This window comes from Dyella sp. Tek66A03, assembly GCF_052567735.1.
The window spans coordinates 2,736,025-2,750,123 of record NZ_CP199584.1 but is presented as its reverse complement, the minus strand read 5'-3'; the positions used below and the strand labels follow the sequence as shown (position 1 = coordinate 2,750,123).

12 protein-coding genes and 1 pseudogene are annotated in these 14,099 nt (G+C 60.9%); 6 read left to right on the top strand and 7 right to left on the bottom strand.

The genetic code is table 11. From position 1 onward, the window contains the following. The 6 genes from ACT01B_RS12125 to ACT01B_RS12100 all read right to left on the bottom strand — a co-directional run bounded on the left by ACT01B_RS12125 (position 1) and on the right by ACT01B_RS12100 (position 7,681). Entirely contained in the window at positions 1–2,154 is a 2,154-nt protein-coding gene (locus ACT01B_RS12125; protein ID WP_445143513.1) for a TonB-dependent receptor family protein, read from the bottom strand. 134 nt (positions 2,155–2,288) lie between these two features. After that, on the bottom strand, positions 2,289–3,599 hold the full coding sequence (locus ACT01B_RS12120; RefSeq protein WP_445143512.1) for a PQQ-dependent sugar dehydrogenase: 1,311 nt from the start codon (positions 3,597–3,599) through the stop codon (positions 2,289–2,291). Beyond that, on the bottom strand, positions 3,592–4,155 hold the full coding sequence (locus ACT01B_RS12115; RefSeq protein ID WP_445143511.1) for a DUF2231 domain-containing protein: 564 nt from the start codon (positions 4,153–4,155) through the stop codon (positions 3,592–3,594). The genes ACT01B_RS12120 and ACT01B_RS12115 overlap by 8 nt, the downstream gene beginning before the upstream one ends. Beyond that, entirely contained in the window at positions 4,156–4,779 is a 624-nt protein-coding gene (locus ACT01B_RS12110; RefSeq protein ID WP_445143510.1) for a TetR/AcrR family transcriptional regulator, read from the bottom strand. A gap of 12 nt (positions 4,780–4,791) precedes the next feature. Beyond that, positions 4,792–5,343: an NADPH-dependent FMN reductase gene (locus ACT01B_RS12105; RefSeq protein ID WP_445143509.1), complete on the bottom strand. Its 552-nt coding sequence runs from the start codon at positions 5,341–5,343 to the stop codon at positions 4,792–4,794. Positions 5,344–5,986: 643 nt separating this feature from the next. After that, a complete protein-coding gene (locus tag ACT01B_RS12100) occupies positions 5,987–7,681 on the bottom strand; it encodes a PQQ-dependent sugar dehydrogenase (RefSeq protein WP_445143508.1) in 1,695 nt (564 codons plus the stop codon). 713 nt (positions 7,682–8,394) lie between these two features. On the opposite strand from ACT01B_RS12100, the gene ACT01B_RS12095 reads away from it, so the two are divergent. The 4 genes and pseudogenes from ACT01B_RS12095 (at position 8,395) to asnB (ending at position 11,158) form a co-directional block, all read left to right on the top strand. Continuing rightward, positions 8,395–8,685, top strand: a complete 291-nt coding sequence (locus tag ACT01B_RS12095) for a lipid-A-disaccharide synthase N-terminal domain-containing protein (protein ID WP_445143507.1) — start codon at positions 8,395–8,397, stop codon at positions 8,683–8,685. Next, positions 8,685–8,765 (top strand): annotated as a pseudogene (locus ACT01B_RS12090) (hypothetical protein); the annotation flags it as partial. The gene ACT01B_RS12095 and the pseudogene ACT01B_RS12090, both read left to right, overlap by 1 nt. Further along, complete coding sequence (locus tag ACT01B_RS12085; protein WP_445143506.1) at positions 8,746–9,030, top strand: lipid-A-disaccharide synthase N-terminal domain-containing protein; 285 nt, start codon at positions 8,746–8,748, stop codon at positions 9,028–9,030. The pseudogene ACT01B_RS12090 and the gene ACT01B_RS12085, both read left to right, overlap by 20 nt. A 220-nt stretch (positions 9,031–9,250) precedes the next feature. Next, complete coding sequence (gene asnB / locus ACT01B_RS12080; RefSeq protein ID WP_445143505.1) at positions 9,251–11,158, top strand: asparagine synthase (glutamine-hydrolyzing); 1,908 nt, start codon at positions 9,251–9,253, stop codon at positions 11,156–11,158. 220 nt (positions 11,159–11,378) lie between these two features. Here asnB and ACT01B_RS12075 read toward each other — a convergent pair whose 3' ends face one another. Continuing rightward, positions 11,379–12,416 (bottom strand): LysR family transcriptional regulator, encoded by a 1,038-nt coding sequence (locus tag ACT01B_RS12075; protein WP_445143504.1) that lies wholly within the window; start codon positions 12,414–12,416, stop codon positions 11,379–11,381. Here ACT01B_RS12075 and ACT01B_RS12070 point away from each other — a divergent pair. Both ACT01B_RS12070 and ACT01B_RS12065 read left to right on the top strand, forming a co-directional pair. Continuing rightward, positions 12,415–13,458, top strand: coding sequence for an aldo/keto reductase (locus ACT01B_RS12070; RefSeq protein WP_445143503.1), 1,044 nt, complete (start codon positions 12,415–12,417; stop codon positions 13,456–13,458). The two genes, ACT01B_RS12075 and ACT01B_RS12070, sit on opposite strands and share 2 nt — an antisense overlap. A gap of 175 nt (positions 13,459–13,633) precedes the next feature. After that, complete coding sequence (locus ACT01B_RS12065; protein WP_445143502.1) at positions 13,634–14,095, top strand: cupin domain-containing protein; 462 nt, start codon at positions 13,634–13,636, stop codon at positions 14,093–14,095. The last annotated feature ends 4 nt before the right edge of the window (positions 14,096–14,099 follow it).

Genomic DNA, 14,099 nt, shown 5'->3' with positions numbered 1-14,099 from the left:
TCAAAAACTAAGCCGCGCGCCCAGCATGTAACTGCGTTCGGGGCCGGGCTCGAAATAGCGCCCGTTACCGTCGTTGACGATGACCGAGCCTATGTAGCGGCGGTTGGCGAGGTTGTTCACCCGGGCGCTGAGGTCGAGCTGGGTGGTGCCGGTGAGGTTGAAGATATAGCCCGCGTCCAGGTCGATCAGGCCATAGCCGGCGGCCCGCTGGGTATCGATGTCGTTGACGGTGACCGAGCCGACACTGGTGATGGTGAGGCCTTCGCGCCAGCCGCTGCCGTCGCCGTGCTCCAATCGCAGAGAGCCGTAGTTTTCCGGCACGCCCGGAATACGCGAGCCGGCGGCGACCGGCGTGGTCGGCACCGGGCAGGGCGTGCCGGTGCAGGCGAGGAAAGCGTCGCGGAAGCGCGCCTGCAGATGCGTATAGCCGGCACTGAGCTTCCAGTTCGCGGCGAGCTGGCCGGTGGCGGACAGCTCCACACCCTCGCGGCGGCTATCGCCGAGATTGCGGTAGGTCGAGCGTCCGTCGACGTTGGTGGCCACTGCCAGTTCGTCGCTGGTGTCGGCGCGGAACAACGCGGCATCGAGTTCAAGTCCGTGGGTGGCCTGCCATTTCACGCCGGCTTCGTAGTTGCGGCTGCGCGACGGCCTCAGATTGAAGGCGAGCCCGGGCTGGCCGTCGCTGCGGTAGCCGAGCTCGTCGTAGCTGGGCGTCTCGAAGCCGCGGCCGTAGCTGGTGTACAGGCGAAGGTCGTCGGCAGGACGGTACTGCAGCCCGATGACCGGCGTGGTGGCGCTGTAGCTCACGTGGCCGCTGTCATCGGGGTTGCTCGGGGTGATGTAGAAATCATGCTCGGTGAAGCGCACCTCGTCGTGGCGCAGGCCCAGCAGCACCGACCACTGCGGAACGAAGTGCCAGTAGAACTGCGCGTACTCGGCCACGTTGTTGACGTTGTCGTCCTCGTCGCGACGCAGCGCACCCCGCACCCCCAGCGTGCTGCCGATGAAATTCTCGTAGCCGTTGCGGTGCTGGATCTGGTAGTCGCCGCTGGCGCCCAGCACTGTTTCGTAGTCGCCGCCGCCAAGCTGGCCGCGATGGGTCCAGCGTAAGTCGGCGCCGCCGTAGTTGGTGTCCGGCTCGACCACGCCGCCAGGCTGCAGCGGATTGGCCTGCGTACCAGGCGGAATCGACAGGAACTGGGTAATGCTGCGGTGGCCGTAGTAGGCCATCGCGCGCAGCTGGTCGGCCTGACTCAGCGCCTGCTCGTAGATCAGGCCGATCTGGTTCTGCTCGGCAGTCTTGCGCGTGTTGTACTGCGTCGCCACCGCCGTAGCCTGGCGCGGATCCTGATTGAGCTGGACACGGGTCAGCCCCAGCGGGTCCTGGGCGTCGGGCTGATTGAAGCGGTTGAGCACCACGGTGAGCTTGCGCTGCTGGCCTAGATCGATGCCGAACTTGGCGTTGCCCGATTGGCGCCGTACCCGGCTGTGCTCGCGGTAGCCGCCGGAGAGGAATTCCGAGGCGGCGATGTTGTAGTCGACCGGTCCCACGATGCCGCGCGTGTTGGCGAAATAGCGGAAGCTGTCGTAGCTGCCGCCGTACATGCCCAGTGTGGTCTGCGGCGTGGCGGTGCCGTCGGCGCTGTACAACTGCACCAAGCCGCCGGCGGCATTGCCATAGAGGACCGAGAACGGTCCGCGCAGCACTTCCACGCGGTCGGCCGAGTCAAGGTTGAACTGCGACACCTGGCCCTGGCCATCGGGCAGGGTGGACGGGATGCCGTCCATGTAGACGCGGATGCTGCGCACGCCGAAGGTGGCACGCGAGCCGAAACCGCGGATCGAGATCTGCTCGTCCTGCGCGTAGTTCTGTCGGTCACGCGCAAGGATGCCCGGCACGCCGACCAAGACCTCGGATAAGTTCACGCCAGGCTGGCCGGCGGATCCCGGATCCACTTGCACCACGCTAAGCGCGGCTGGCACATCGAATGGCGGAATGTCGAGCCGACTGGCGTTGACCTCGATCGCGGGCAGGGTGGTCTGCACGGCGGTGGTGGTCTGGGCGTGCAAGGGTAGGGCCGCCGAGAGTGCGACGGCAACGGCCAGCGGCGTCCTGACTAGGACGCTCAGGTTGGTCTGGTTGTCACGAGTCATGCGGCGCCATGCCGCATGATTCGGATCTCGCGCTGTCACGATCATTGGTTTCCTATCGTAGGGTCTCGGCCGTGTTCCCAGCCGGACAAGCGCCTCAACCTGTTCTGTTCGACGGCTGGCCAAAGCGCCTTGCATTAGCCCTTGGTCACACGCCAGACCACGTTGCCGACGTCATCCGCGATCAACAGCGCACCGTCCTTATCGGTTGCCAGTCCCACCGGCGCGCCGTAGAGCTTGGACTCGTCCTTGGTGTAGAAGCCGGCAACCACGGTTTCGGGCTTGCCGACTGGCTTGCCCTGCTGGAACGGGACGAAGACGACCTCGTAGCCACTCAGTGGCGAGCGGTCCCAGCTGCCGTGTTCGCTGATGAAGGCGCCACCCCAGTACCTCTTCGGCAGGGCGTTACTGGTGGAGAACAGCAGTCCGAGTGGAGCGACGTGCGAGCCGATGGCGTAGTCCGGCGTGATCGCTTTCTTTACCAAGTCAGGCCGCTGCGGCATGGCGCGGGTATCGACGTGCTGTCCGAAGTAACTGTATGGCCAGCCGTAGAACCCGCCTTCCTGTACGGAGGTCAGGTAGTCCGGCACCAGGTCGGCACCGATCTCGTCGCGCTCGTTGACGATCGCCCAGAGCTTGCCCGTGGTTGGCTCCCATTGCAGGCCGGTCGGGTTGCGGATGCCCGAGGCGTAGATGCGGCTGGCGCCGGAGGGCACTTCGACTTCCAGGATGTCCGCGCGGCGGTACTCCACCTCCAGCCCGTTCTCGGTGATGTTGCTGTTGGAGCCGACACCCACGTACAGCTTGCTGCCGTCCGGGCTGGCGAGCAGGGCCTTGGTCCAGTGATGGTTGATGGTGCCGGGCAGGTCGGCGAACGGCACGCCGGGCGAGGTGATCTGCGTTTCACCGGTGACGTAGGGAAACTTCACGATGCCGTCGGTGTTGGCGACGTAGAGCCAATCACCGATCAACTGCACGCCAAAGGGAGAGTTGAGGTGCTCGATGAAGACGTGCTTTTCCCATTCGCCGGTGGTGCCGTTCTTGCGCAGCAAGGTGATCTGGTTGCCGCCCTTGCCGCCCTTGCCAGAAAGATTCTTTACCCTGCCAGCTATCAGTTGTTTGGGCGTGGTCACCGGTTCGGTACCGGGACTATTGGACTCCACCACCAGCACGTCATCATTGGGCAGCACGTACAGCTGGCGCGGGTGCTTCAGGTCGCCGGCGACCTTCTCGATCTTTAGGCCCTTGGCCACCTTGGGGGTCTGGCCTTCCTTCCAGCCAGCCCAGCCGGGTACCTGCATGGGGGGCACCAGAAAATTCTGCGACTTCGGCAGGGTTGGGTCGCCGCCCGACTGCTGCACGGGTTCGAATTTTGCTTTTTCACTGCACGCGCCCAAGACGGCTACACATGCCAGACTCAACGCACTGCCGAGGAGGGTCTTACTCATGGATGAAATCTCCGAAAGCGGCGTGTTGCACGGCAATGATGATGTGGCCTATGGCCAGGAGAAGGACCGTCAAGGCGGAGAGCCAAACACCGGCGGGAACCACGGCGTACGCGTCGCGGCTATGCACAAAAGCGTTGAAGATCGCCGCGACGACCGCCACCAGGTTGAGCCAGAAGTCGAGCCGCTCGGCGTTGGTGGTCATGGCCCGCGAGGTGATCCACACCTGCGTCAGATTGATCAGGCGCGGCACGATCGCGAACACCAAGCCTATGGCGATGAGCCACGCTGCAGCCCTGTCCCAAAGGATCACGGCCGTCAAGGCATAGATGATGTCGAAGAACAAGGCGGCAACAAAAAAACCGAACGGGATCGGGTTGAGGAGGCCGTAGATGGCCTTCGCGACGATGGAGCGACGCGATGCGACATGCGAGTTCATGGGCTGCAGACTCAATGGTGGGGACAGAGGGAATTGGCGCTGGCCTGGGCGTTCGGAATCGATCCTCCCGGCATTGCTCGCGCCTAGGGCTGACTGGAATGTCTGGTCGACGTGACCCACCTACCTTGCGTGGCCATGAAGAAAGGTGTCGATCGCGTCATCAATCAGCTTGCTGCGTTCTGCTTTTCGGGGCGGCTTGCCCAGGCCAAGTAGCAGGCGATGCTCGAGGTCGGCGGTGAGCATGTCGTGAAAATGCACGGCTGCGCGTTTCGCATCCCCTTTGCGCAGTCGGCCGGCCTTCTGGTGTCCGGCGATGAATGAAGTGCAGATCGCGTAAGTGCGTTCTGGCCCTGCTTTGAACCATGCTTCGGCGACTTCCGGAAAGTTGGGTGATTCGGCGATTACCAACCGATGCAACGCCAGCGCACGCGTGCCGAGTACGGCTGTCAGCACTCCGTCGGCCAGTCGGCGTAGGCCATCCTCGAGGGGCAGGGCAAGGAAGTCGTTGTCGAGCAGCGGATTCAGGATCTCGGTCAACAGGTCGTCGATGGTTGCCAGGAACAGACCTTCCTTGCCACCAAACCAGGAGTACACGTTGGTCTTGGACTGGCCTGCGTTACGCACCAGCTCATCCAGGCTCATCGCCGCGTACCCGCGCGCAAGCAACAGCTCACTCGCCATGCTCAGCAGCAGTGCCCGCTTGTTGTGTGAACTTGGCCTGAGGCGATCGTGCTTGGCTGGCATCGGATGGATCACTCAGGCGGCCCGGGCGATCTGCGTGCCGACAATTTCTCGCAGCAAGTCGTCGATGGCCTCCGACGCAAAACGCAGCGACGCTTCGTCCACCAGGCGCCCGTCGTTGATCTTGTCGTGCACCGAGCCGATCACGACCTGTGGTGTGCTGACTACCCGCGCCAGCATCGCTGCCAGGGTTTCGAGCATCTGTGCTTGTGCCCGCACGCCCCCGGTGAACGCCGGCGAGGCACTCATGATCAGCACGGGCTTGTTTCTGAAGGGCGAGGCAAAGGTGGGGCGGGAGGCCCAGTCCAGGGCATTCTTTAGCACGCCAGTCATTCCGTGATTGAACTCTGGCGAGATCAACAGCACGCCGTCGCAATCAGTGACGGCCCGTTTGAGCGCCTTGACGGATTCTGGCTGCAGTTCGTCATCCTCATCTTGGTTGTACAGCGGGACCGATTTGAGGTCGAAGATATCGAGCGTGGCGCGATTGCCGAGACCTTCGCCCAGAGTGCGCAGGATGGCGGTGCAATAGGAGGCGCGGCGCAAGCTGCCGGAGAGGCCGAGCAAGCGGGGAACTGGGCGTGACTGGGACATCATGGTGCTACTTCGGTAGTGGAGTGCGAAGAAATGATACCATACGGTACAGTTCACTTCAACGCATGATCGATAGAATTTCGGAGGCGATGGGGCTGGATCGTGCAATGGAGAGCAATCATCACCTAGCCGCCAGCGAGTACGCGCGTAAGACCATCAGCAGCTGAGCAAAAATTGGTGCGAAAAGCGTCAGATATTGCATGCTCACTGCGTGCCACCCTGTTACTTTTCCCTCAAGCGTCGACCACGGCATTTGCTGTGATCCCGCGCTGAGCGATGTGCCAGCATGAGAACGACGACGATCACCGCGCCGTTTACGAACAACTCGAAAAGCATGGATCCTCCGGAACGTGTAGCAACCAACCAACGAAGCGCTAACCTGGCGAGCGTTATGGCCGCCGTGTTTTCGCGAGATGGTCTGATCTCTGGCCTTAATGAATCGCGCGCGGAATCATTGAGTCCAGGTCGGCCCATCGAATCATCGGGACGTTGCCGCCATCTGAAATAATCGGCATTGCTGACCGACGGCGGAGACGGGGGGCTCAACGCAGGTGTTGTCGTAGAACCCCCCTCGGCACAAGCCGGAAAAATGACGCTTTCTGCCAAACGCGGGCGCTCACGGCCTCTGGTAGCTCACACGCCAGATGGCATTTGAACCATCGTCACTCACAAGAAGGGAGCCATCGTTAGCAGTGGTGACACCGGCAGGGCGGCCCCAGGCCTGGCCATTAGGTAGGACGAAACCCGTGAGGAAATCCTGGTATTCGCCGGTCGCGCGACTGGTGCCGTGACGAGGCACGCGAATCACTTCGTAGCCTACGCGCACCGAGCGGTTCCACGAGCCATGCTCCGCCGCGAAGATGTCTCCGTGATATTCGCTGGGGAATTGCTCGCCCGTGTAGAACATGAGCTGGAGCGATGCGTTGTGGGGGTGGAGAAGCACGTCGGGCACGATGGTCTTATTCGCCAGCTCCGGATGCCTGCCGCCGTGGCGCGGGTCCTGGTGTGCTCCCATGTACCACCACGGCCAACCGTAGAAGCCGCCTTCCTGTACGTGCGTGATGTAGTCGGGCACGAGGTTGTCGCCGAGTCCATCGCGCTCGTTCACGGAGCACCAGAGCTGGCCCGCTTTGGGGTCAATGGCGAGCCCGACGGCATTGCGTATGCCATAGGCATAGACCTGCATGTCCGAGCCGTCCGGACGAAACGCCAGGATGTCGGCGCGATGCTTCTCCTCCGGCGTTGTGTCCGGATCGTCGACATTAGAGACGGAGCCCACCGACACGTACATGCGCCCGCCATCGGGAGAGAACGCTATATCGCGGGTGGAATGTCCGCCTTGGCCATGTGGCAGGTCGGCGATGTGCTGGGGCTTGGCGGTGGCTTGCAGGTCCCCATCCTTGTAAGGAAGACGCAAGACCGCATCCGTATCGCCAATGTAGATCCACTGCGGATGCTTGGACGGATAGAAGGCTATACCAAACGGCTGGTTGAGGCCGGTGGCGAAGACGCGGGTTTCCTTCGGGTGTCCATCCGCGGTGATACCGCGGAACACGGTGATTCGCCCAGCTCGCGTTTCGGCGACGAACACATCGCCGTTGGGCGCCGTGCGCAGCAAACGCGGGTTGTCGAGGCCGGTGGCGAACAGTTCCACCTTGAAGCCTGGCGGTGCCTTGGGCCATACGTCGGGTGGTCGGGCTACCAGTTGCGGCGCATTGCCGGCTGAAGCGGTGGCGTAGGGCGCGGGCAGGTCGGCCACGGTGATCTTGCGCGTCACTCCTGGTGACTCGTAACGGAAGTCGGTGAACGGCGCCTTGGATGTCGGCCAGTTGCCGGCCGACATCGATGCCGTCGCAGTCGGAGCACTCGCTTTGTTGGATGCGACATCCAGCGATTGTACGAAGCTCACCAGGTTCCAGCGCTGCTGCTCAGGCAAGCTGTCCCATGCCGGCATGCCATCGTTGATATCCCCTTTGCTGATAAACCAGAAAAGCGCGCCAGGGGATGCCTTCTTTACCTTGACGCTCGCGAGCGGCGGTACGTTGCCGTTGCCCTGTGCGGATGCACCGTGGCAACCAGCACAATGCTCGGCGTATAGCGCCTTGCCTGCATCGGCGGCACCGGCCTGAGTTGCATAGGGATTGCGCACGTCGTCGACGGAGAGGGGCGCGTGATGAAAACGGGTGGCGTCATCCTGTGCGAGTGCACACAAGGACCAGCATCCACAGATCAAGGCACCAAGCACCATCAGGCGCGTGGCCAGCTTGGGTGTCATGTGGCGCCGGATAGGCGTGAGCGAGTGGCGTGTCATGTTGTTCCCCTATGGACGCCAGAAGGAGAGGGTATGCGCCATGCGCACCCCCGATGATGCGCTGCGGACGCGGTTGACCATAACGATATTTTGGAGAGTGCCGCCAAATGTAGTCACTGGGAGGTCATCTTCAAAATTGAATATTTCGATAGAAGCTATCTATTTTGAAGATATCTGGCACGCTGAAGTGCCTCCAAGAACGGCTCCGTAGCGACTTATGGCGGCCGTAGCCCATGGCTGGCGGCTTCGATGGTCACTCGGGCCGCATCCGGGTCGGGTCGTTTGGTCTCGTGTCGCAACCGCTGCCGTCCCACAAGAGGCCTCCGTGCACTCGATATTCTAGAAATAGATTAATCGCATCAAAATATTCAATTTGAACGATGCATGGCCAACGACTAACGTCGTGCAGTGCTTACCAAGAGACCCTCAACGGCTGTCCCCGCCCATATCGCGCCCGCCGGTTCCTCGCTTTCCACGTGCCCGTTCGGCTCCACCGGCATGCACATCACGCCAGTGGAGCTCGTTGCTTTCACCTCCGAGGCCATTGTGGCCACCGGCGAAGGCCGCGGGCCAACGTTGCCTGTCATGTGACCCGAATCATTTCACCGCGGGCTGGCCTGCGGGATGACCAAACATCGGAGCGACTATGCAGGCGAGATCAACATCGCCACATGGCTCGTGCCCTTTAAAAAACCATAGCTCGGGGAATCTGCGTGGACGGCGTTAGTGATAGCTGGCTGGCCATTGGCCTGCTGGGTCAGACAATCTTCTCCATGCGCTTCGTTCTGCAGTGGATATATAGCGAATACAAGCGCCAGAGCACGGTCCCAATGGTCTTTTGGTATGCCAGCCTCCTTGGAGGCACAACTCTCCTCCGGTACGCCATCCACAAGCAAGATCCTGTGTTCATGGTCGGGCAATCGGGCGGTCTGCTCATCTATCTGAGAAACCTCCAGCTTCGTATGCGCGAAAGCAGGAAAAAGCAAAGTGCGGTCGCGAGCTGATGCATATCGACCTTCAAAGGATGTGGATTGCCGCAGGCTGGGTGGGCCAAGGACTATTCGGTGCTCGATTCCTGGTGCAGTGGATCTATAGCGAGTTTCGGCAAAAAAAGCGTCATCCCCGGCGCGTTCTGGTACCTGAGTGTCGCGGGAGGATCAATCATCCTTTGTTACGCCATCCATCGACGGGAACCGGTTTTCTTCATCGGGGAATCGGTGACCCTGCTGGTCTTCCTGCGCAACTTGCATCTCCTCAAAAGAGGGCTCCACGGCGGTGATCTCAGTCGTGGCAAACAAGTGGTGAAGCGCATCCAGGAATCTGATCATCCTCGGCAGCGTTATCCATAGAGATGGACGGCGGCGTAACGGCGCATCGCCCAGCGCCGGGTGGGCAGCGTTCGGCGCCTTTGAGCATCGATCACTTCATGGATCCGTGCGCCATTCAGCCAGCCTTGTCGGGTTGTCATGCTCATGCGGAGGACTAGTCTTGTACGTGGCGTGGCAATGCGCCGCTGCGGGCTTAAAACTGAAATTTTCTTCTCATATTCTTGCGTAAAGGCTTTCAACGATGTGCGGAATTTGCGGCATATTGGATCGGAATTCGGGCCTCACGGCTCGCGTCATGGAGCCAAAAGCTCGTGTCATGCTCCAGGCGATGGCTCACCGCGGCCCAAATGGAAGCGCGATGTATTCCCGAGACGAGGTAGTGATGGCCGTCAATCGTCTGGCCATCCGCGGCGTCGACGAACTGCAACCACCATTGATCGAATATGGCGACGGCATCGTCGTTGCTTGCAACGGCGAGATCGACAATCATCGGGAGCTCAGGCTTGCGCTCGCGCAAAGCGGATACGCGATACCTCAAAGCACCGACGTGGCGGTCATCGCCCCGCTCTATCTGCAAAAGGGACTCGACTTCCTACTGCACTTGCATGGCGCGTTCGCCATTGCCCTGTGGGATGCGCGAAAACAGCGACTCATCCTGGCCAGGGATCGTGCTGGGGAACGCCACCTCTACTATTCGACACGTGACCGTGCAGTGCACTTTGCATCGGAGCTTTCCGCGTTGGTTGCCGCTCAACCTTCTATCGCCCGGATAGATCAAGTTTCACTTGCTCACTATCTCCGCTCCGGATATTGCCCATCCCCGCGCAGCCTTCTTGAGGGCTACCACAAGGTTCGACCCGGTGAAATGATCGTCATCGAGCCGGCGGGGAAACGGCACGTACGCTACTGGAGCTCGCCCATCGGTACCGCCAAGAAATCCGTTCCATCTCCAGATGCCTTCGACCCCATCTTTCGAAATGCCGTTCGACGACAGAGTGATATTGATGTCGACTATGGCGTGCTTCTGAGTGGCGGCATCGACTCTGCATTGATCACCGCGGTGGCACGAAGCTTGCGGCCGGAGAAAAGGCTCCCCGCGTATTGCATCCGCTTTGCCGAAGCATCTTTCGACGAGGGACGCGACGCCGCGCAAATTGCTCATCATCTAGGTTGCGATTTTGTCCCTGTGACCATCGCGCCCGAGGACGTGCCCGACGGCATTCGCCAGTTGGTGTCAATGACCGGAGAGCCACTCGCAGACCCCGCATGGCTGCCACTTTCACTTGTGACTAAACGGGCATCACAAGAGGTGCGCGTTCTGTTGGGTGGCGAAGGCGCAGACGAACTTTTCGGTGGTTATCCCACTTATCTCGGTGCGCATCTGGCGAGCCGTTATGCGCGCCTTCCCACAGCATTGCGATTGGGCATTCGGCAACTTGTCGACAGACTACCTGTCAGTGACAAGAAGGTCTCGACCTCATTTCTTCTGAAGCGTTTCGTCTCCGGTCAGGAGCTTGATGGAATGACGCGCCATATGCTTTGGACAGCAGGCATTTCGCCGGACTGGCTACGACGCCTTGGCGTTGCGCCGCCCTTCGACCGCACGGATCACGATCCGCGCGCCTTGATCGACGCCATCCAGAACTATGACTTTGGACATTCGCTCCCGGACGCCCTGATGGCCAAAGCGGATCGCGGAGGCATGAGCCATGGCGTTGAGATCAGGGCGCCATTTCTTGACCAGACGGTGATCGAATTCGCCGCGACGCTACCGTTGAATGCTCGCATTCGCGGCATCACTACGAAAGTGTTCCTCAAGGATTACGCCAGGCGTTACCTGCCCCGATCCGTGATAACGAGGCGCAAGCGAGGGCTATCCGTGCCACTCTCGCAATGGCTTCGCGGTCCCCTGTTCGACTGGGCCAGTGCGCGACTGACCAGCGGAGCACTCGTTGATGCGGGCATCAGCATCGAGGCTGCCCAAATGCTTCTGGCTGAACTCCGTCTACGCGCGCGGGATCACTCAAGGGCGATTTGGACGCTGATTGTGCTCAGTGAATGGCTGGAATGGCTCGCACGATCACGCAACGCCTACAGCTATGCGGCGGACATTCAGCCAATGGTTCACCCCATAGTCGCTCAAGCTTGATCACCGCCGCTTTCGTAGACGGACAGCCCTTCCATTAGGGGGCTGCCAAGCGCAGTTCGATGCGAAGGTCAAAGTGTTTGAAGGATGATGGATCGACCCAGCGCTTTCATGGGGGTGGAGCGCTTGCCTTGACCGGCGAATCAAGCTTCTGGCGCACCTCGCTCGCCAAAAAAACTCTTCACGATTTGCCGGGGTGACGTGTTTTCAACCCCGGCAAAGCTCACATCACCGAGAACTCTGTACTTGTATCGCGTAACAATTCGAAGAAAGCCCTCGGTGCGTGATCGGCCGGCGCCGACTCCGTTCCATTGCCCCCCGCATAAGCCACCACGAGTTCCCAGCACAATTCGGGCCCGGCGAGTTCCGCCATGCCCATGGCCGGCCGCCGTGCCTCGACCACCGCTTGCGGAAGCAGCGCGATGCCCAGCCCGCGTCTTACCAACTCAAGCAACGTGTCCAGATCGTTCACTTCGAAGGCGATATGGCGATCGATGCCGGCTTCCGCGAAACCGCGATCAACGAGTTTGCGAGTGCCCCAGTCCAGCTCGAAATCAACGAACGGCTCGTTCTTCAGTGCGCTGAAGGGCACGTCGACTTGACCGGCCAAGGGATGGTTGTTGGCGCAGGCGACGACCAGCACGTCGCAAGCAATCATTACCGTTGCGACATCCTCGGATGGTTCGGACAAGGGAAGGAAGGCGAGATCCACCCGGCCGCTGCGCACCTTGTCCAACAAAGACGATGAGCCGCCCTGGCACAGTCGTACTTCGATGCCCGGATGCTGCGCATGAAATTGTTCGATCAGCGAGGGAAGATCAAGAAAGGCCGGCAGGCTCTGCAACGTGCCGATGCTCAACGTTCCCTGCTTAAGGCCCTGTACCGCGGCCACCGCGTCGCGCGCGTCGCCCACGGCATCGAGCGCCTGTTTGGCCTTGCTGAGAAAAGCCTGGCCGGCGGCGGTCAAGCGCACCTGTCTGGTGCTGCGCAGGACGAGTTGCGCATCGAGTTCGGTTTCGAGGAGACGGATCGACGTCGACAGTGCCGACTGCACGATGTTCACGCGTCGCGCCGCGCGCGTGAAATGTTGCTCCTCGGCGAGCGCCACGAAATGCTGCAGTTGGCGTAGTTCCATGCCGACTCCTCCAGGGGAGAGGTTTAATTCATTGTGTAGATGAATTGTATCAAAATATTCCATTTGAATGATGACTGGAGCGGGACTACTTTCCAAACTCCCCTGACTTAAAGAGAGCCTCCCCATGGCAATCCCATCTCTGGCTGTTCCGTTGGCAGCAACACTTCCCACTCGTCGGCTCGGACTGACCGACATGTACGTGACCCGCGTTGGCTTCGGTGCCTGGGCGATTGGCGGCTCGGACTGGGCCGTTGGTTGGGGCACCCAGGACGACCGTGATTCCATCGCAGCCATCCGTCATGCCGTCGAGCGCGGCATCAATTGGATCGATACGGCGGCGATTTACGGCCTGGGTCATTCCGAGGAAGTCGTGCGTCGCGCGCTGGCTGAGCTGCCATCCGATCAGCGGCCCTACGTGTTTACCAAATGCGGCTTGGTCTGGGATGAAGACAACCGTCATGCGGCGCCACGACAGGTCGGCGCACCGGCCAGCATTCGCAGGGAAGTCGAAGCCTCGTTGCAACGTTTGGGCGTCGAACGCATCGATCTTTACCAGATGCACTGGCCAGCCGAAGATGGCACTCCATTGGAAGCCTATTGGCAGACGCTGCTGGATCTGAAAAAGGAAGGCAAGGTGCGTGCGGTTGGCCTGTCCAACCACAACGCCGAACAGCTTGCCGCGGCGGAAGCACTCGGTCACGTCGATACGCTGCAACCGCCTTTTTCGGCGATTCGTCGCGGCGCAGGGGCGGCCGAACTGCCTTGGTGCAACGCCCATCAGACCGGCGTCATCGTCTACAGCCCGATGCAGTCGGGTCTGCTTACCGGCAGCTTTAACATCGAACGCGCCGAGGCTTTGCCGAAGGATGACTGGCGTTCGCGCAATGCAGAGTTCACCGGCGACAAACTCATCGCGAACCTCAAGCTCGCTGACGCCTTCCGACCCATCGCCGAGAACCATGGCACGACCGTTGCCGCCGTCGCCGTCGCGTGGACGTTGGCCTGGCGCGGTGTGACCGGCGCCATCGTCGGCGCGCGCAGTCCCGCTCAAGTGGATGGCTGGCTCGACGCGGCCACCTTGGAACTGACGCCCGATGAAATGCTTAGCATCTACGTCGAGATTTTATCGACGGGTGCGGGTAATGGTCCGGCCTTGCCTTCTGCTTAATTGAAAGAGGGCATTTCACTCAGCCACGGGCTTCACGCGGACATGCCCCCGGTGAAGCCAATGGCGTGTGTACCCCCCACACCGTCGACATGAGTCGGCGACTCCACCAGGCCTACCTCAGCAGTGACAGGGCGTCGCCAACCTTGGGTCTCTGCGATGCCATCAGGAGAACGAAATGAACAAGACATCCCGGTGGATCATTCCGCCAATGGCCATCCTCTCGTTGTTGGCGAGCACGCTGCACGCGCAGTCCGTCTCATCCGCCAACGTTGATGTGCTGGCAAAGAGCGATAGCTCATGGAACGGCGTGAAATATCAGTCGTACCCCAAGGGTCAACCGCAACTGACCGTATTGAAGATGACGATTCCGGCCCATACCGCCTTGCCCTGGCACACGCACCCTGTGCCGAATGCGGGTTACGTGCTTTCCGGTCAGTTGACCATTGAGGACAGGGCCAGCGGAAAAAAGCAGACGTTCCAGGCGGGGCAGGCGTTCACTGAGTCGGTCAATGACGTCCATCGTGGCGTCAGCGGCAACCAGCCCACCGTGCTGATCATCACCTATTCCGGCACGCCCGGCGTTCCTACCTTTGTGCCTGTCAAAGGGGAAAAGCCGGAATATGAGTCGTCGCCCTGATGTT